Below are 17575 nucleotides of genomic sequence, written 5' to 3'. Positions count from 1 at the left end.
CCCGATGCTGGCCCGCATCGACGTGCCGACCCTGCTCAAGGCGGCCGAGGACGGCTTCCCCTCCTGGACGTGGACCCTCCAGAACGTACGGCACATCGTGGTGTTCGGCGCTTCGATCCTCGCCCTGGCAGCGATGGCCATCGCCTGACACAGAGCCGCCCGCCATACCCCCTTCCGCCTGAACCCAGCGAAGTCCGCCCTCGAGGAGGTTCACCGTGCCGCTTTCCGTCGCCATCGCCGCCACCTGACCCTCCGCGCCGAGTGCGGCCAGGCCCAGCCCCATGATCTCCGCGACCTGATCGAGCGCCTTGATGAGCCTCGGTCCGCTACCACGCGGCGGCGGGCCCTTGCGCCAGCGTCCGGAACGACGGTTGGCGGTAACTGCGCCCGCGTCGGTCCACTAACGCCACTGGCCGTTCCGTTGTTGCTCAAGCCCCGTATCGAGCCTGACCAGGTGAAGAGACGGGCATCCGAGCCGATGGGCCACCCGTCGTCGACGGAGGCGTCACTGACATCCTGATGACGGTTTCCACTGACAGTAGGTGACGAACCAGTAGGTCAGAGCGTCTTTCTCCTCGTCATGCCGTCCCGAAAACGTCATGTGATGTCAGTGACGCCGAGACCTTTAGCAGCGAAGAATCTCTGCGCTGACGTAACGGCGAATCCTGCCACCATCACCTAGTCGTCATCACTGAGCCAAGCCGCGCCCGGATCATGGTCCTGCGCTAGACCGACGGCCCGCCAGCGCGACCACACATCCTGCGCAACGCCGACCTTGTAGCCCGCAGGCGCCTCCACCGGTGTGACGCGGCCTCAGAGAAGATCACCGCAGGTGATCACCGGCAGCCGAAAAGTGCCTCTGACCTGCGCACTGACATCTCGCTGCAGATTTGCAGCAACAGCAGCAGCTGCCATGGACTCTCACAGATCCTAACTTGCGGGAATTCACATTCCCGGTAGTTACCTTCGCGCGAGGTAGACGCAACGGATCTTATTTATTGATTTTGAATTTCTGGAAAATCAAAGATGCTACGCTGAGGTCATGCGAGAGTCGGGCACGGTGACGCCGTGTAAGCACTGCGGGACACCGATCGAACAAAAACCCGGGCGGGGGCGGCCAAGGGCGTACTGCGCGCAGGGGGACTGCCAGGCGGTGGCCAAGCGCGAACGCGAGATGCGGCGGGCGACGCCGGGACTTGAGGGGGCGCTGGCCAGAGCCGAGGAGTTCTACGAGCGCATGGAGAAGGGAATGATCGCGGCGATAGCGCCGCTGGCGCAGGTGCTGTCCGAAGAGCTGAGCCCCGCGGGGGTGGAGGCCAAGGTGAGCGCGGTACAGGCCGAGGCGCACACCCGGGTGGCGATCGCGCGCACCGAGCGGGAGCAGGCCTTCGAACAGGTACGGCTGGCACGCGAGGCCTCCGAGCACGCCCGGCGCGAGCGGGATGCGATGACGCTTCAGGTGGAGGAGGCCAACGCCGAACGTGACATCGCGCTGGCCGACGCGGAGACCGCCAGGGAGCAGGCACTGGCCGCCCTGCACGAGGCGGCCGCCACCGAACGCCAGGCCAAGCACGCCGAGCAGGAGGCCAGACGCAGAGCCGAGCAGGCCGAGCGGGCTCGCGACGCCGCGGTACGGGAAATGGCCGAGCGGGTGGAGGCCGCCGAGGCCGAGGTGCGCGCGGCCCGGGCGCAGACCGTACAGGATCAGCGGCAGACCGAGCAGGCGCGCGTGGAACGAGATCGGGCACACCAGGCGGCGGGGGAGGCCGAGGAGGCCAGAGCCCAGGCCGAACGGGCCGCTGTGGCCGAGGCCGCCCGAGCCCAGGCGATCGAGGCCGAGCGGGATCGGGCGATGGCGCGGGCCGACGCCGAGGCCCGGGCGCGTGGCGAGGCCGCAGCCGAGACCTCTGAGGCACGCGCCCAGGCCGCCCGGGCGCAAAAACAGGCGGCCGAGGCGGAGAGACGGACGGCACGACAGCTGGCCGAGACCGACAGGCGCGCGGCCAAGGAGATCGCCGAGGCACGTGAGCATGCCGCGGCGCAGGTGAACAAGGCGCAGGCCGAACGCGACGAGGCACGAATGCAGCTCGCCATGGAACAGATGCGGCTGTCCGACCTGCGCGAGCAGGCGCAGGCGTTGCGCGCCGAGGCCGCCCAGCTACGAGAGCGCGCGGTTACCGCAGAGTTGCGGGCCGGCCTGGACCGGCCTGATCAGACCTCACCCGAACCGTGACCCCCGGGCGACGCACGCCGGCTTCCCGGTGAGGTGCTCCAGAGATTCCGGACACAGGTGGACCAGAGGAGCAGGACCGCCCTTTCCGCGGCCGCGTTCAGGGCGCCTGGCGGCACCTCGCGGTGTATGCCTGCCGCGACGCGAGCGCCAGAACCACCTGCCGCGGCTGGGTGAATCGCAGCATATTGCCGGGGGATCGAGGAAGGCACAGTCGCGGACACCGTCGGGCTGGTTGATCGGTTCTTGCGTCACTTCAGCGCCCGCTGCCTCGATGTGCTCGAAGGTGGCGTCGCAGTTGTCGGTCACGAGGACAAGACGGCCCAGCAGGCCCTTGGCCATTCAGGTCCTCGATCGCCTGCCGGTCGGCCGGCGAGGCACCCGGGTCCGCGCCGGGCGATTCGAGGAGGATCTGCACGTCCGGCTGCGACAGCGGGCCGACGCGCGCCCACCGCATCCCCTCGAATTCGACGTCATTGTGTACCTCAAAGCCGAGCACGTCACGGTAGATGAACCGCGCCGGGTTTCGTGACCGAGTGGCATGAGCGCTATCACGGTCCGGGGATCGTGGTGTATTGGCACGTGGCTACCGGAACCAGGACACCGGCGGCCAGGCCGCAGCGCAGCAGCCATGTGGTGGGCATAGGCGAAGCCCTCCTTGTTCTCCGCGACGCGCGTCGCGGGCCGACCAGACTTCCCGGCTCACCATCTTGTTGGATACATGGACTTTAGCTCATACTGAAACTCGCGAAAGAGGAGGTTCGTGTGGCCGACGACGAACAACTGCTGGAATGGGCCGAGCAGGTCGCCATGCACCTGGCACGCGACGGTGTGCCGCCGATCGCCGGGCGGGTCCTGGGCTGGCTGATGGTCTGCGATCCGCCGGAGCAGTCGGCCGGCCAGATCAGCGCCGCCATCGGCGCCAGCCGCGCGTCTTTGACCATGAACCTGCGGCTGCTGACCGGCATGGGCTTCCTCACCTGGAGGACCCGGCCGGGCGATCGCACCATGTACTACCGGATGGCCGACGACGCCTGGCAGGCGGTGGTGCGGCAGCAGGTGGCGGGGATCGCCTCGTTCCTCGACATCACCCGCCAGGGCCTCGATCTGGTCGGCCCCGACGACGAACGGGCCGCACGCGTCCGTCAAGCGCACGCCACCTTCGCGTGGATGGCCAAGGTGTTCGAACAGGCCCCACCGCTGGACAAGGAGGAATAATGACCGGCCACGCGATCGTGATCGGGGGCGGCATCGGCGGTCTGGCCGCCGCCGTCGCCCTGCGCCACATCGGCTGGCAGGTGGATGTGCTGGAGCGCGTGCCCGCCTTCGGCGAGGTGGGCGCCGGCTTGTCGCAATCGCCCAACGCGATGCGCGCCCTGGCCGAACTCGGCCTGGCCGAACAGGCCGAGGCGGCGAGCATGCCGACCTGGGCCACCCACGCCATGCGCCTGCCCTCAGGCCGCCACCTGATGCACGCCCCCACCGGCCAGAACCCGCCGCTGCGCGCCTTCCGTCGCGCCGCCCTGCATCGGCTGCTCCGCCAGGCGCTGCCCGAGGACGTGGTGCACGCCGGCGTCGAGGTCACCGGCCTGGCCCAGGACTCTGAGAAGGTGACCGTCACCCACACCGCCGGCCGGCAGGACGCCGACCTGGCCGTCGGCGCCGACGGCATCCACAGCCTCACCCGCCGCCTGCTGTGGCCGCACGCCCCCGGCCCGCGCTTCCTCGGCTACACCGCCTGGCTCGGTCTGGCCGACACCTCCGTCCCGGTGAACGGCAGCATGACCCTGGGCCGTGGCTGCTACTTCCTCATCCACCCCGTCGCGCCGGGCCAGGTCTACTGGGCGCTGGGCACCACCGCCGACCAGCCCGGCGTCCGCTTCGACGACGAACTGGAGCAAGTGCGGCGGCGCGTCGCCGGCTGGCACGACCCGATCCCCGCCCTCCTGGAGGCCACGCCGACCGAACAGGTCCGCCACCTCGACATCCACGACCTACCCGATCTGCCTGCCTACACCAGCGGCCGGATCGCCCTGCTCGGCGACGCCGCCCACGCCATGAGCCCTGATCGCGGACAAGGCGCCGGACAATCGATCGAAGACGCCGTCGTCCTGGCCGCCGCCCTCGCCGACAACGCTTCCGTACCCGCGGCGCTGGACGCCTACGATGCCCAGCGCCGCCCCCGCACCCAGGCCACCGCCCGCAACGCCCGCCAGGCCGGTCTTCAAGCGATCAACGCCGGGCCGATCACCCATGCTCTGACCGCTCTCGCCCTCCGGCTCACTCCCTCAACGCTGTGGGCGCGCCTCGCTCCCCGCACGCTCGGCCCCCTGTGGGACTGGACACCCCCGACCCTGCCGGCAACGCCTGACGCGCTCCCACCTGGCTAACCCGCTGCGCCTCCCCGAAGGCCGAGTCACCCCCGACCGGCGTGGACGTTCTGGAGCATGAGGGTGTTGAAATCATCTGGAACGTCAGCGAAGGAGGGGACAGCGGCTGGGCGGTTCTGCTCCCGCCGTGGTGGGACTCGTCGTGTGTCGTGTGCGACCTGGCCATCGTCTGGATCGCCTGGCGCTTCCGCCTGCCCATCTCACTCCGCCGGACATAGACGCCTGATACCCGCCCGCTTGGGGGCGGAAATGCGTGCGGCGGTGGAGGAATACAGGTTGTCGCGCGCCCGCGATCAGGCGGGCACGCGACGGTTCAGCCTTTGATGAAGCGGCGGGCCAGATACCGGCGGACAGGCGGGAGGGTGGCTTGGGGCTGGTCACGCGGACCCGAGTGGAGGGCCTCCTGCCCGGTCACCCGCTTGAATGCGTTGATCAACTCCTTGGTCACCCTGCTGTCGGCCCGCGCCTTGATCCGATGCACAGTGGCGATCAGCAGCTCCACCAGCGTGTCGGTGATCTCCCACTCCCGCTCGTGGACCAGCGCCGCCAGCAGCAAGACGGTTGTGAGAGGGCCCCTCCACTGCCGCCCGGGCCCGCCAGGACGCCGGCACCTTGGGCGCCACGTCGGCGAACAACCCGGGCGGCAGCTCGATCGTCCGGGCCGCCGCCAGCTTGCGGATCTCGGTCATCGTCGACTCCAGGCTCACGTTGCCCGGCGCGGAATCGAGCGGATCAACGGGATGGCGGTGGACGCCTCCGGGCCCGATCGTTGCCGATGGGCGGGGTCGGCATCTCCACGAGCAGGCGTTCACGAACAAGGTGGTAACCGACCGCCCGATTCACGGCGAGCATCGACGCGTTCTCGTGGTTCACCGTAACCGTGACCGACTCGACCTTGGGAAACAACTCATGCAGGCGCAGTGTCTGCCGGGCCTTCATCCAGCGGGCCAGCCCGCCGCCCCTGTGCCCAGGCAGCACCGCGGTGTCGTGCTGATCAGCCACCGTCGCTCCCGGACCCGGGACCGTGGTTACCGTGGCCCCGATGACCTCGCCCGAGGATGAGTGAACCACCGCGCAGACGAGCAGATGCTGCCCGTCCATCCCCGCCTCCCACGCACGGACCGCCGCGGTGTCCCAGGCCCGAGACGCCATCTGCAGCGCGGCACCCGGCGCGTCGAGCACATGGCCCATCACCCGCCCGAACGAGGACACCCATTCCGCGGGCGCCGCACTCCGCCAGGACACCACCCGATAATCCGGGTGAGGGGCCATCGCCAGCTCATGGCAGCGCTTCAGCACGTCCTGATCGAGTCGCTGCTCATGCAGTTCCAGCCGCAACACCACTCGCCACCCGCGAACGAACGGCTCACCAGGCGGTCCCGCCAACACCGTCGCCTGAACCCGCTCCACACCCGCATCCGCCACAACGCGAGCGAGCAACTCCGACCCGACGCCCCTGCATCGCGCCGATGGCGCCACGAACAGGCGAAGAAACCCGATCGCAGCATCATGCTGCTGCGGCCGCACCTCCGCCACCCCGCAGATCCGCCCAGCCTGACGAGCCGCCCACCGCCGCGCACCGCCCCCAACCTCGGCGCGCAACCGCTCGGCCAACGCACCGGATTCAACCGCCCCGCCGGACAGCTCCGCCTGCCCCTCACTGAACACCCGGCACCAAGTATCCAGATCACCCTCACCGGACTCCCGAGCCTCGAACGCCTCAATTGCCAGCAAGTCCGCAACCTCTCTTGAGGAGTCGTCGATCGGCCGATTCCGGCCCGTCGATCACCAACTGGTCCCCGAACTCCCGGCGGCCACCGGGGCAGCCGCATTCGCGCACCGAAGCCGGACCCTTCAGCGACCTCTCCCGGATGATCCGCTTGGACTCGGCCATCTCAGCGAGGACTCGAACGCGGCGCCATGGCTAGCGCATGTGCTGTGCGGTGGCCAGCAGGTCGCGCACGGTGACGATGAGTCCGTGCATGGTGCGCTCGAACGCCTCGTCCACGGTCATCAGGGGAGCGGCGGCGACCGCTTCGCGCAGGTGTGGTACGGCGAGGCCGGGGTGTGCCTGCAGCCAGAGCCGCGGGACGGGAGTGTGCTGCATGACCGGCTCGCCCTGGTCCTGGCGGTAGTCCACGAGCAGGACGAACGCGAAGACGCGTAGCGCGAGATCGCGGTGCACGATCTGAGCCTCGGCGATGTCCAGCCCGATGGTGCGCAGCATGCCGAGGAAGGCGTCGGTGTGGACAAGGCGGTCTTGGCCGATCGCGAGGTCGTCGATCTGCTCGTCCAGCGACACCAGCAGGGCGCGCGGATAGCGCCGGTAGACCGCGCGCAGCGCGGCGCCGTACTCGCAGATGCTGCGTTCCCAGTCCTCGGGGTCCGGCCGCGGGGCCGGCCATTGCTCGGTGAACAGCTGAACCGCGCGAGCCACGATCTCGCTGCGGTCATCGACGTAGTTGTAGAGGGCTCGCACCGTCACGCCGAGATGCTCGGCCAGTAGCCGCATGGTCACCGTCCGGAAGCCGTGAACACCGGCGAGGTCGAGCATCGCCTGGGCGATGAGGTCTTTGGTCAGGGTCGGCCGGCCTTTGCGCGTGAGCGGCCGCCGGCGCCGGTGTGGGCTGTCGGTGCCGGTGGCGTCGGCCTTGTCGGGATCGTGGGGCACCGTCCGAGCATAACTGTCGTTAAACTTCACACATTGTTGACTTTAACACCCTACTTACGCCACCCTCACTTAGGTGAGCCTTACCAACATGCATCTCCCCGGATTTCTCCGATGACCCCGCCGACCACCGGCCATCCGACGGTCGCTCGGGGTCGCGCGATTCTCAGCCTGGTCATCGCCGGCACCGCGCTGGTCGTGATCGACATGACGATCGTGACCATCGCCCTGCCCGCGATCCAAGCCGACCTCGGCGGAACGCTCGCCGGCGTCCAGTGGGTGATCATCGGATACATGATCACCATGGGCGCGGTGACCCAGGTCGCGGGAAGCCTCTCCGACCGCATCGGCCGACGCCGCATCTACCTGCTCGGCATCGCCCTGTTCACCGCCGCGTCGCTCGTCTGCGGCGCGGCGCCGACCACCACGCTGCTCGACCTTGCCCGCGCCGTACAGGGCATCGGCGGCGCCATCTTGATGGTCAACGCGCTTCCCCTGCTCTCTCAGCATCTGGAGGGGGAACGGCGCAACATGGCCATCTCCACCTGGGGCAGCGCGGCGACCGCGGCCGGCCTGATCGCCCCGCTGCTGGGCGGTGTCCTCGTCGACACGCTGAGCTGGCGTGCGATCTTCCTGATCAACATACCGATCGGTGTCGCGGCCTTCGTGATCTGCCTGCGAACACTTCCCGCCGACGTCTCCAGCCGGGTCGCTCACGGCCGGATCGACTGGGCGGGCACCGCGCTGCTGATCGTCTCACTCGCCCTGGCCAACCTGGCGCTGCTTCGTGGCGAGGACCAAGGCTGGGGATCGGCGGCGACACTGGCGCAGCTCACGGTCGCGGCCGTCCTACTCGCCGCCTTCCTCCTTCTCCAATCCCGGGTCGGTGCGCCCACCTTGGACCTCGCCCTGTTCCGCAGGCCCGCCTTCACCGGCGCCGCCCTGGCGGTCTTCATATCCCGCGTCCTGACCATCGGCGGCACGGTCTACTTCGTGCAGTACTTTCAGGGGTCGTTGCACCTGAACCCCACGCAGAGCGGCCTGCTACTGACGCCCGTCTTCCTCGCCCAGATGGCGGCAGGCATGCTCGGAGGCAAACTCCTGAGCCGATTTCCCTCCGGCCACGTCATCGCCGGCGGCTACGCCTGCAAAGCGGTCGGCGCCACCTTACTGGCACTGGCCTTCACTCCGACCATCTCACCGTGGCTCCTGACCGTTCCTCTGCTCATCTGGGGCATCGGCGGCGGCATCGCCGGCGCACCCGTGATGGCCGTCGCCATGAACGTCACCGACAAAGAACGAGCCGGCATGGTCGCCGGCACGATCACCAGCCTGGCCTCCATCGGAGCCGGCATCGGCACCGCCGTCCTCGGCGCCGTCTACACCACCCGCATCGCGGGCATCGTCGCCGCCGGACCGTCCCTGCCCGCCGCAGCACACGAGGCCGTCCTCGCCGCCGCTGCCAATGGCGATATCCAACGCGTCCTCGACCTCACCCCCGTCACCGCCCGCGCCACCATCGAAGACCTCCTCGGCAACGCCATCGCCTCCGGCGCATCGGCCGTGCTCTACAGCTCCGCAGGCCTGGCCGTCATCACCATCGCGCTGGTGCTGACCCTCATCGGCAAACGCGACCTCCCTCAACCCGTAGCAGGCGGGCAGTAGGGGGTTGACGAGCATCCGAATGAAAAGTCGCGTTAGCGCGGCTTGGCGTGACATTCCGCTCGATTCGCCCGACCGTGGCGCGGGGCTAGATGATCGATTCCAAGGGGTCGTGTAGTTCACTGGCAGACGGATAGCCTGCCCGGATGTCTTCGTTGAACCTGCGTCACTCAGTCAGGGCGGTCGTTCTCGACGAGCATGACCGCATCCTGCTGTGTCGCTTCGCCATTCCCGAGCCGGCCGGCACGGTCGTTTGGGCCGCTCCCGGCGGAGGGGTCGAGCGCGACGAAACCCCGCTTGCCGCGCTGCGCCGCGAGCTGCATGAAGAGGTAGGGCTGGCGTTCGACTCCGACCCGCCGCATGTATGGCACCAGCGGGTCGTCGCACCCGGTCACGCGGCAGGCTACGACGGCGTGGTCAACGACTACTTCCTGATCCGCACCGCATCGTTCCAGCCCCGAGGTGCGATGTCCTATGACGAATGCAGCCACCCCAAGTACGTCGCGATCGCTGCCAAGAGCAAGCACCCCAACACGGCCAAGCTATACGTCCACTTCATCATGACCGAGGAGGGCGTCAAGCACGAGATCGGCGAGGGCGGCATCTCCGGCAACGACACGGTCAAGCCGCTGGTCACCCCACGGGGCTGCCCGACTGGAAGGCGCAGCTCTTTCACACCGGCCCCAAGGGGCTCCTCGGGGACATGCAGAACCGCCAGACGGTCTCCGACTTCTGGCGGGTCAACCACGGCTGACCTGGCGAGTGGGGGAAACCCCGGCGTGAGCTTGAGGTCCAGTGCCGCGTTTGCCGGAGACACGTAGACGAACCGGCGGCGCGGACATCGGCCTGTCGTGTTGGGTCGGACCGGCTCGCCGGGTGGTTGCGCGCCCCCGCGTCGCCGCCCCTGCGACATGCTCACCCTCACCGCGACGCCTCGACGGCCGCCCCCATGCCCCGCGACTCGGCGACGGCAGCCGCCGCGCGCACCAGCGCGGCCACGCCGCGGCTGCGGGAGCGCTCCGGCCAGGCGATGACCAGCGCGGCGGGAGGGCAGTCCTCGATGGGGACGTAGGCCACCGCCCGCCGAGGGTATCTCGCAGCGACCGACTGCGGGAGCACGGTCATCGTCGCGCCGAGGCCGATGAGCGCGAGCAACTGCGCGAGGTCGTGCACGCCCTGCTCGCCGATGTCGCGCTCCGCCCGTTCGCTGACCTCTTCGGGGCCGATGCCGAGGTCGGCGAGCTGTATCCGGGAGACCCCGGCGAGGGCATGGTCCGCAGGTAGCGCCGCCACGCGCGGCTCGACCGCGACGACATCCGCGTCGATGCCGCCTGGGTCGTAGGGCTCGAACATGAGCGCGGCATCGGCCTCACCCGTCCGCAGCAGCCGCGTGTGCTCCCGCCAGCCACACAGGCGCACGGCGACCGGCGCGGCATCGGGCTCGGCGTTCTCCTGCACTTCGAGCACGGCAAGATCACGTGAAAGTCGCTGCGGTCACCTCATCGTTCTTTGACCCCCGGGGCAGGCGTCGCGAGTATGGCGGCGAGTTCGGCTCGGCTGGTGGTGCCAAGTCTGGCGTTCACCCTATACAGGTGATTTTCGACGGTACGTACTGAGATAACCAGACGGTCAGCGATGTCCCGGTTGGACATCCCCTGCGCGGCCAAAGTGGCGATCTCGCGTTCGCGGTCCGTGAGTGGCAACGGCCGGATGACGGCGATTGTCGCGAGAGTGCGGACACCCTCGCAGCGTTCGGTCAGCTGATGGACGCGAGCGACGGCGCTCTGGGCGGCGCCGCGCCGACCCACACGGGTGTATGCGGTCACCGCCTGCGCGGCCGCGTCGGCGGCGGCCAGCAGGTCTCCCATCTGCTCCAGCTCCACAGACGCAGCTCGCAGCGCGTCGCCGTTGTCGGCGGCCAGCGCGGCAGCGTGCATGGCCGCGGCCCGGGCCCGAGGCCCGTCCACCCGCGTGGCCAGAGCGGCGAGCCGTTCGACGACGGACCGGTCGCCGAAGCAGACCGCGGTGTGCAGCGCCTGCACCTCGTGGGCGAACTGCCCGGCCGCGACCGCAACCGAGGCCGCCTGTCGCGCAAACGCGATCGCATCACTTGAAACGCCTTGTGCGGCAGCCATCCACGCCTGGGCCAACAGCATGTCAGGCCGGAGAAACAGCAGTGTGGGATGCTCGTTGGCGCGTAGTTTCGCTAACACCTCCTCACCGGCGACCAGGTCACCGGCGAGGACCAGCGCACGGCTCAGGGGAATCAGGCAGGCATACTCGAAGCCGCCGGCGTGATCGAACCGCTCGAGGCCGGCGTGGGCCTCGAGCAGCCATTGGAGGGCACTGACCGGCCGGCCCTGCGCGAGGATGGCGTCTCCCATCAGCACGCTGCTGATCACGGTAGGAAGATCGAAGCCCACTGCCGATTCCCGGCACTCGCGTGCGACGTCGGCAGCCTCCTGTAGATATCCCGCCAAGCGGAGCCCGGTAACCTGCAGACCGATCAGCGGGAAGCGTAAGTAGGCGAGTTCCGTCGAGCGACTCGCCGCCGCGAGGCCACGTGCGACCGCCGGGCCGATTTCGTCGGCGCGGCCCACTGTGGCCAGGCCGGCGACGTATCCGCAGCTGGCAAGGGCTATCGACCCGTCCGGAAGTCCCGGTGACGCCAACGCCGTGGTCGCGGACTCGATCGCCCGAACCGGCCGTGCGAGCTGTCCCTCGAACATCGATCGCTGCGCCATCAGCTGCATCCGGCCGCCGTTGTCCGCGACCCGCGACTCAGCCGCCTCGAGAAGCATTTCCGCATCCTTCGGTCTCAGCTGCATCCAGGCCAGGTCTATCACGTGCATCATCGTGGCCCTGACCACTTCCGCATCCGTGCTGGCCATCGCGAGGAGCGCGGCCATCTCCGCATTCGCGGAGCCGGTCAAACCGGTGACCGCGGCCACCACGATCGCCTGGGCTTCGAACCCGCCGCCGGCTACCTGCGCCGCACGTCCGAGTCGTACGGCCAAAGGAAGGTCGCACAGCTGGGCAGCCTGCCCGGCCGCCTCGGTGAGCAGGCGCCAGTCCGGTTCGAGGTCTGAATCCACCGCGAGGACGGCACGCCGCAGGGTGTCATCGACCCGGCGGGCCCCGGTTTCCGCCAGCGCTTGGCTGATTCGGCCGCGGAGCCGGCGCGCCCGCAGTAACCCCATGCCTGCCCGCCGTACCTCCCCGTAGAGAGGGTGGGTCAGTCGCGCCTGGAGTCGACGGCCGGTCTGCTCGACGGAGATCAGGCCCGCCGCCTCGGCCTGCTCGACGGCCATTGGATCGGTAAGCCGGGTAAGCAGGCGGACACCCAGCGACTCTTCGAGGGCGAGCACGTCCACCACCGCCCCCATGGACTCCGACAAATCTCCCATCCGGATCGCCACCAGGTCGACCAATCCTGGCGACACCGGTGACTCTCTGGACCACCGCCACACGCCTCTGATTCGGTGCAGCCGACGAGCCTCGATCTCCCCGTCGACGAGCTGCCGTAGGTACAGCGCGTTGCCCTGGGTGATCGCCCAGATCCGGCTGACACTGACGCCTTCCACCAGTCCACCAAGGATCGCCTCCAGCAGCGCACCGATCTGCGGCTGCGGAAACGGCTGCACCTCAAGCCGGTCGAGATATCCGTCTTTCCACAGACCGGTCACCGCAGCAGGTGCGGTCTCGCCGGTGCGCACGGTGGCCACCACGGTCGCCATGCCGTGTACGACGAGCTGATGCACCAGCAGCGCCGAGACCTCATCGAGCAGGTGGGCGTCGTCAATCCCGAGCACGACTTCGGCTCGACCGGCACCGGCGACAAGCGCCCGGCTCGCCTCCCCCAGCAAAGACGCCGGATCGCCGCTCATCGGGCCCAGCAACGCCGCGAACGCCCCCAACGGAAGGCTGCGTCCCGACCCTGACCCAACGACCCAGCGGGTGACGGCACCGCGTTCACCGGCCAGCGCGACCGCCTGCCGAGCCAGCCAGGTCTTACCCACCCCGGCCGCTCCCGCGAGCACCACCCCGCGCAGACCACCGGCCCCCCGCATCGCTTCGTCCAGGAAGCGCAACTCCTCCAGCCGCCCCACGAATGGCCAACTCGGCTTCATACGTGCATCATCGCCGGGAAGCGTGATTCGGTTACATCATCCCCAGGCCATAACCGTCATGGACATCGGTGGCGATCCCCTGGTGCTCCAGGTGCTGTGGAGAGACTGACATGACGATCGAGACGGCTGTCTATCCGTGCTCTGGACTTGGTCGGGCGGTGTCGCTTGAGGTTCTTTCGGGTTTGGTATGGAGGACTTCGCGGGCCTGTTCGGCGGCGCGGGTGATGCTTTCGCTGATGAAGTCGAGGAAGCGGGCGATGTTCTCCAGGCGGGCGGCGGCGGGGGTGTGGGGGCCGAGGATGGCGACGCCTTGGCGTGCGGTTTCGACGAGCTGGTCGTTGGATCGGGCGCTGGCGATCGTCGCCTGGTAGAAGAGTTCGTCGTCGACGACGTAGCGGTCGCGGCGGCGTTCGCCGCGTTCTCGGCGGACGAGGCTCTGGCTCTCCAGGAAGGCGATCGCTTTGGAGATGGACGCCGGGCTGACCTGGAGGCGCTGGGCGAGTTGGGATGCGGTAAGGCTGCCCGCGTCGGTGGTGAACAGGCAGGTCAGCACCCGGGCCGTCATCTTGGTCAGGCCCGAGGCCATGAGGACGGTGGTGAACGTCTCCTCGTACTCGGCCACGGCCTCGGCGTCGCGTCCGTGCGGCTGGGGGAGTGACTCCGGCCCTCGGGAGGAGGCGGGCCTGCGCCGGTGGGCGCGGCGTTCGGTGGCGCGGTGGGCCAGGTCGGCACGGTAGGCGGTGGGGCCGCCGTTGCGCATCACCTCACGCGTGATCGTCGAGGTCGGACGGTCGAGGCGTCGGGCGATCTCGGCGTAGGGGAGGCTGTCGGCCAGCCCCAGCGCGATCTGCTGGCGTTCCTGCTGGGTGAGCCTGCCTCCCGGCATCGCGATCTCCCTGGTGATCCTTCGTGGCGGTCCCTGACCCTCCCACTATAGCGTTCACTTCTCATCCATTGCAATGATCAGGGCAGTTGTCGTTGCGTTATGCTTAAGACCATTGCAACATTTTCTCGGCTTCCACCTGCGTAAACTTCGATTCTATGCAACAAACATGTTGTCGAATTTCGGAAAGCAACGTAGCGTTTCCGGTATCAGAAACAACGAACGAGCACGGGAGAGCACGATGCAGAAGTTCGACACCCCCGCCCCGATCTCCGCCGTCCTGGACATCCCCGCCGGACGCGTCCAGTTCATCGCCGCAGACCGCGCCGACACCACCGTCGAGGTCCTGCCCGCCAACCCCTCCAAGAGCCGCGACACCAAGACCGCCGAGCAGGCCACCGTCGCCTACGCCGACGGCGTCCTGCGGATCACGGCCTCGACCCCCGACAACCAGCTCTTCGGCCCCTCCGGATCCCTGGAGGTCACCGTCCAGCTGCCCGCCGGCTCGCGCATCGAGGCCAAGGCCGGCGGCGCCGAGCTCCGCGGCGTCGGACGCCTCGGCGACGTCGCCTTCGAAGGCGCGTACCGCCAGATCAAGATCGACGAGGCCGCGAGCGTCCGCCTCACTGCGATCGACGGCGACGTCGAGGTCGGCCGGCTCAACGGCCCCGCGGAGATCAGCACCGCAAGGGGCGACATCCGGATCACCGAGGCCGTGCGCGGCACGGTCGTGCTCCACACCCAGTCCGGCGACATTTCGGTCGCCGCCGCCGCCGGCGTCTCGGCCGCCCTGGACGCCGGCACCGGCTACGGCCGTGTCAGCAACGCCCTCAAGAACGATGGCACCGCCGAACTCGACATCCGCGCCACCACCTCCCACGGCGACATCACCGCCCGCAGCCTCTAAAGGAGCAGAACCAGGACTATCCGGCCGGGCCCACCGCGATCGAGATCCTGTCGGTCGTCGCCGATGACTCGGCCGTCCGTCCCGAGGGGCCTGCGGTCCACGTGCAGGGCCTGGAGAAGCCGTACAAGACGTCCAACGCGACCAGGTGGAACACATGACGAAGAACAGCACTACCTCGACCAGTTCGAAGTGGACCGGCATGGTGCCGGTTGACGATACGGCCCTGGCCGTCACCGACACCGGCGGTGCCGGTATCCCTGTGGTCTACCTCAACGGCCAGTTCGCCACTCAGGGGTACTGGCGGCGGGTCATCGCTGAACTGGGGCCGGGGTGGCGGCACATCACCTACGACGAGCGGGCCCGCGGCAAATCAAAGCGTTCGGCGGACTATTCCTTCGAGGTCGCCGTCCGGGATGTCGATGCCGTTCTCGCGGCCAGGGGTGTGGACCGGGCGCTGCTGGTGGGCTGGTCCTACGGCGCGGTCGTCGCGGCGCACTGGGCCAGCCGGAATCCGGACCGTACCCTGGGCGCGGTCCTGGTCGACGGCGCGTTCCCGTACGACTGGCTCGACGAGGCCATGGAGCAGCGGATCCGGAAGCTGTTTCGGCGGTTGGGCTGGTTCCTGCCACTGCTGCGCCCGACGGGCCTGGCCCCGCGGATGACCGCCGAACAGCAGGCGAACAGCAACATCGAGCTCGGCAGGCTCTCCCGCGAGCGCGAGCTGGGCCCGGTGCTGGACCACATCACCGTCCCGGTGCGGTATGTCGTTGCTTCGGGGACGTCCTTCGGAAGCCGCGGTGATGAGCAGGAACGGATACGCACCAGCCTCGATGCGGTGACCGCCCGCAACCCGAACATCCAGATCGGCGCGAAGGTCGCCAGCAACCACGGTGCGCTCCTCAAGAAGGACTTCCCGGCCATCGCCGAGGCCGTACGCGAGGTCGCCGCCCTCGACCGCGGGGAGATCCGGTAGATGCACCGGGAGGAGGCGCCGATTCCGGCGGCGTAGGTGGCCGGTATGTCGCCACGCAAGAGCATCCACTTCCTGCGCACGCCAGAGGGCCGGCGGATGACCGCCCTCTTCTGGGACGACGATCGTTAGCGGACCGTTCGAGCCGGGTGGCGGATCTGTCCGGGGCGAAGGTGGGCCCGGCCTTGGTGCCGGAGGTAGGAGAGGGCTTTGTCGAAGGCGGCGTCATGGCCGCCGTTCAGTTCCTTGTCACTGAAGACGCCGGGAGTGGCGAGGTGCGGCGGGATACCGGTCACATCGAAGGCGGTCCCGGTCCGGGTCAGGAAGCGCTCGTTGGGCAGCGCGAAACTCCACCCGTTGGGCAGCGTCCGCCACAGGAAGTCGGAGAAGGCCCCCTGGGTATTCTCCCCGATCCGCTCGGGCCTGGGAGCGCGCTCCATCATGGCCTGGGTGAAGGTCTCTCCCGCGCTGATGGTCAGGCTGCTGGTGAGCAGAGCGATGGGACCCGTGTACGTCGGTGCGGTGGCCGGTCGTACCCGCAGCCGCTGGGCCCGGGTGAACCCAGGCGGGTCGCCCGGAACGTTGAGGGCCTGTTTGGCGTAGGCCGGGTAGGGCTTGCCGGTGAGCCTGGAGGCGAGTTGCAGGCCGAGCGCGTCGTAGCCGCCCAGGTTGACCCGGACATCGAGGATGAGGCCGCGCAACCTGTTGGGACCCGAGGTGCGCGCCCTGGTGAAGATCTCATCGAGCGCACGGTTCAGTTCAGCCGAATTGCGGGTGAACCCGCCTGCGGCGTAACCGTCGAACGCGCCCAGCCGCAGGTAACCCAGCCCATCCGGTAGATCGGCGTAACCGATCACTCCCTGCCCCCACGTCTTCAGGGGCTTGCCGGTGCCGTGCTTTTCGATGAACTCCTGGACCCGTTTGTTGAAGGCCAGGAAGGCCGGTATCCCCTCCAGCCGCCTGGTGCCCGGTCGCAGTGGTCTGGAGAACTGGTTCTCACCCGCGAGGAGGGCGGTGTGCGCGTCGCCGAGCTCCTTGAGAATGTCACGCAGTACGGCGAACAGCTCCGCCTCCCCGGTGCCGGGACCGACCCTGGGCCGATACCGGTTCCGAACGGCTTGCCAGTCGATGCCCTTGGCGGCGAAGAACGGGTAGTTCTCGGCGAAGGTCGCCCAGAAGATGTCGAACACCTTCACCGGGTCGCTGGGGGTGGATGTGGCGCAGGCCCTGGGAAGGCCGGGGAGTCTCCGCAGTTCGATGGCTCCCGCGCCGCCCAGATACCGCAGCCGCGCCCGGCCGGGCCCCTGCGCGTGGATGGTGAGCTGCCGGAAGCCCTTATCCGCGGTGAAGGACGCCGAGTCACGCGTTTCCGCTGTCTGTTTCGCCGCGAGCAGCCCTTGAAGGCAACTGATCGCCGTTGTGTCGAAAGAGGTGAGCTGCCCCTGGTCGATCCTGAAGATCGTGCTGTAGCCGTCGGCCCGCCAGACCCCGTCCAGCGATTTCCGTCCCGTCGAGGCGGCAGCGCCTTCGGCCGTCGCCGCGGCCTGCCCGGCGACGGCGACGCCCAGCGCGGTCAGTACGGCGGCCAGCCGCCCGAAGGTTCTTCTGCTCTTCGTGTTTCCGTTGTCGTTCACGGATCCGACGCTAGGCAGTGGCTCCCGCGACGGGCGTCACACCACGGAGCCAACCTCGGGGTGAGCCGCCGGTATCACGAAACGATCATCGGCTACCCCGG

General features: G+C 68.7%; 15 protein-coding genes. 8 read left to right on the top strand and 7 right to left on the bottom strand.

The features are described from left to right. The first annotated feature begins 1042 nt into the window (after positions 1 to 1042). From ABT061_RS43530 to ABT061_RS43515, 4 genes are all read left to right on the top strand, one after another. The gene (locus tag ABT061_RS43530; protein WP_350929414.1) at positions 1043 to 2233 is read left to right on the top strand and encodes a coiled-coil domain-containing protein; all 1191 of its coding nucleotides are present in this window, start codon (positions 1043 to 1045) and stop codon (positions 2231 to 2233) included. Between the two features lie 331 nt (positions 2234 to 2564). Beyond that, positions 2565 to 2762: a hypothetical protein gene (locus tag ABT061_RS43525; protein WP_350929412.1), complete on the top strand. Its 198-nt coding sequence runs from the start codon at positions 2565 to 2567 to the stop codon at positions 2760 to 2762. Positions 2763 to 2995: 233 nt separating this feature from the next. Further along, positions 2996 to 3448, top strand: a complete 453-nt coding sequence (locus ABT061_RS43520) for a GbsR/MarR family transcriptional regulator (RefSeq protein ID WP_350929410.1) — start codon at positions 2996 to 2998, stop codon at positions 3446 to 3448. Beyond that, positions 3448 to 4620 (top strand): FAD-dependent monooxygenase, encoded by a 1173-nt coding sequence (locus tag ABT061_RS43515; RefSeq protein ID WP_350929408.1) that lies wholly within the window; start codon positions 3448 to 3450, stop codon positions 4618 to 4620. Before ABT061_RS43520 ends, ABT061_RS43515 begins: the two co-directional genes overlap by 1 nt. 313 nt (positions 4621 to 4933) lie before the next feature. On the opposite strand, the gene ABT061_RS43510 is transcribed toward ABT061_RS43515, so the two are convergent. The 3 genes from ABT061_RS43510 to ABT061_RS43500 form a co-directional block, all read right to left on the bottom strand. Further along, complete coding sequence (locus ABT061_RS43510) at positions 4934 to 5176, bottom strand: hypothetical protein (RefSeq protein ID WP_350929406.1); 243 nt, start codon at positions 5174 to 5176, stop codon at positions 4934 to 4936. 176 nt (positions 5177 to 5352) lie between these two features. Beyond that, positions 5353 to 6354: a GNAT family N-acetyltransferase gene (locus tag ABT061_RS43505; RefSeq protein ID WP_350929404.1), complete on the bottom strand. Its 1002-nt coding sequence runs from the start codon at positions 6352 to 6354 to the stop codon at positions 5353 to 5355. Between the two features lie 190 nt (positions 6355 to 6544). Continuing rightward, entirely contained in the window at positions 6545 to 7291 is a 747-nt protein-coding gene (locus ABT061_RS43500; protein WP_350929402.1) for a TetR/AcrR family transcriptional regulator, read from the bottom strand. 111 nt (positions 7292 to 7402) lie between these two features. Here ABT061_RS43500 and ABT061_RS43495 point away from each other — a divergent pair, with 111 nt between their 5' ends. Both ABT061_RS43495 and ABT061_RS43490 read left to right on the top strand, forming a co-directional pair. Continuing rightward, positions 7403 to 8953, top strand: a complete 1551-nt coding sequence (locus ABT061_RS43495) for an MFS transporter (RefSeq protein WP_350929400.1) — start codon at positions 7403 to 7405, stop codon at positions 8951 to 8953. Positions 8954 to 9096: 143 nt separating this feature from the next. After that, the gene (locus ABT061_RS43490; RefSeq protein WP_350929398.1) at positions 9097 to 9771 is read left to right on the top strand and encodes an NUDIX domain-containing protein; all 675 of its coding nucleotides are present in this window, start codon (positions 9097 to 9099) and stop codon (positions 9769 to 9771) included. A 100-nt stretch (positions 9772 to 9871) separates the two neighbouring features. On the opposite strand, the gene ABT061_RS43485 is transcribed toward ABT061_RS43490, so the two are convergent. From ABT061_RS43485 to ABT061_RS48495, 3 genes are all read right to left on the bottom strand, one after another. Further along, complete coding sequence (locus ABT061_RS43485) at positions 9872 to 10417, bottom strand: LysR substrate-binding domain-containing protein (protein WP_350929396.1); 546 nt, start codon at positions 10415 to 10417, stop codon at positions 9872 to 9874. Between the two features lie 32 nt (positions 10418 to 10449). Further along, positions 10450 to 13080: a LuxR C-terminal-related transcriptional regulator gene (locus ABT061_RS43480; protein WP_350929394.1), complete on the bottom strand. Its 2631-nt coding sequence runs from the start codon at positions 13078 to 13080 to the stop codon at positions 10450 to 10452. 130 nt (positions 13081 to 13210) lie between these two features. Beyond that, the gene (locus tag ABT061_RS48495; RefSeq protein WP_502991610.1) at positions 13211 to 13966 is read right to left on the bottom strand and encodes a helix-turn-helix domain-containing protein; all 756 of its coding nucleotides are present in this window, start codon (positions 13964 to 13966) and stop codon (positions 13211 to 13213) included. Positions 13967 to 14204: 238 nt separating this feature from the next. Between ABT061_RS48495 and ABT061_RS43465 the strand changes: the two genes are divergently transcribed. Together ABT061_RS43465 and ABT061_RS43460 are read left to right on the top strand one after the other, a co-directional pair. Continuing rightward, positions 14205 to 14870 (top strand): DUF4097 family beta strand repeat-containing protein, encoded by a 666-nt coding sequence (locus ABT061_RS43465; protein ID WP_350929392.1) that lies wholly within the window; start codon positions 14205 to 14207, stop codon positions 14868 to 14870. 154 nt (positions 14871 to 15024) lie between these two features. Continuing rightward, positions 15025 to 15843 (top strand): alpha/beta fold hydrolase, encoded by an 819-nt coding sequence (locus tag ABT061_RS43460; RefSeq protein ID WP_350929390.1) that lies wholly within the window; start codon positions 15025 to 15027, stop codon positions 15841 to 15843. 125 nt (positions 15844 to 15968) lie between these two features. On the opposite strand, the gene ABT061_RS43455 is transcribed toward ABT061_RS43460, so the two are convergent. Then, the gene (locus ABT061_RS43455; RefSeq protein ID WP_350929388.1) at positions 15969 to 17474 is read right to left on the bottom strand and encodes a S41 family peptidase; all 1506 of its coding nucleotides are present in this window, start codon (positions 17472 to 17474) and stop codon (positions 15969 to 15971) included. Between the last annotated feature and the right edge of the window lie 101 nt (positions 17475 to 17575).

Source organism: Streptosporangium sp. NPDC002544 (assembly GCF_040295965.1).
GTDB lineage: Bacteria > Actinomycetota > Actinomycetes > Streptosporangiales > Streptosporangiaceae > Streptosporangium.
The sequence above is the reverse complement of the archived record's forward strand: the minus strand, read 5'-3'. Positions and strand labels throughout refer to the sequence as shown.

Excerpts from the sequence above, each read along its gene's own strand:
- ABT061_RS43460 (WP_350929390.1), top strand. The coding sequence starts at position 15,025 with ATGACGAAGAACAGCACTACCTCGACCAGTTCGAAGTGGACCGGCATG.
- ABT061_RS43480 (WP_350929394.1), bottom strand. The coding sequence starts at position 13,080 with ATGAAGCCGAGTTGGCCATTCGTGGGGCGGCTGGAGGAGTTGCGCTTC.
- ABT061_RS43530 (WP_350929414.1), top strand. The coding sequence starts at position 1,043 with ATGCGAGAGTCGGGCACGGTGACGCCGTGTAAGCACTGCGGGACACCG.
- ABT061_RS43495 (WP_350929400.1), top strand. The coding sequence starts at position 7,403 with ATGACCCCGCCGACCACCGGCCATCCGACGGTCGCTCGGGGTCGCGCG.
- ABT061_RS43490 (WP_350929398.1), top strand. The coding sequence starts at position 9,097 with ATGTCTTCGTTGAACCTGCGTCACTCAGTCAGGGCGGTCGTTCTCGAC.
- ABT061_RS43515 (WP_350929408.1), top strand. The coding sequence starts at position 3,448 with ATGACCGGCCACGCGATCGTGATCGGGGGCGGCATCGGCGGTCTGGCC.
- ABT061_RS48495 (WP_502991610.1), bottom strand. The coding sequence starts at position 13,966 with ATGCCGGGAGGCAGGCTCACCCAGCAGGAACGCCAGCAGATCGCGCTG.
- ABT061_RS43465 (WP_350929392.1), top strand. The coding sequence starts at position 14,205 with ATGCAGAAGTTCGACACCCCCGCCCCGATCTCCGCCGTCCTGGACATC.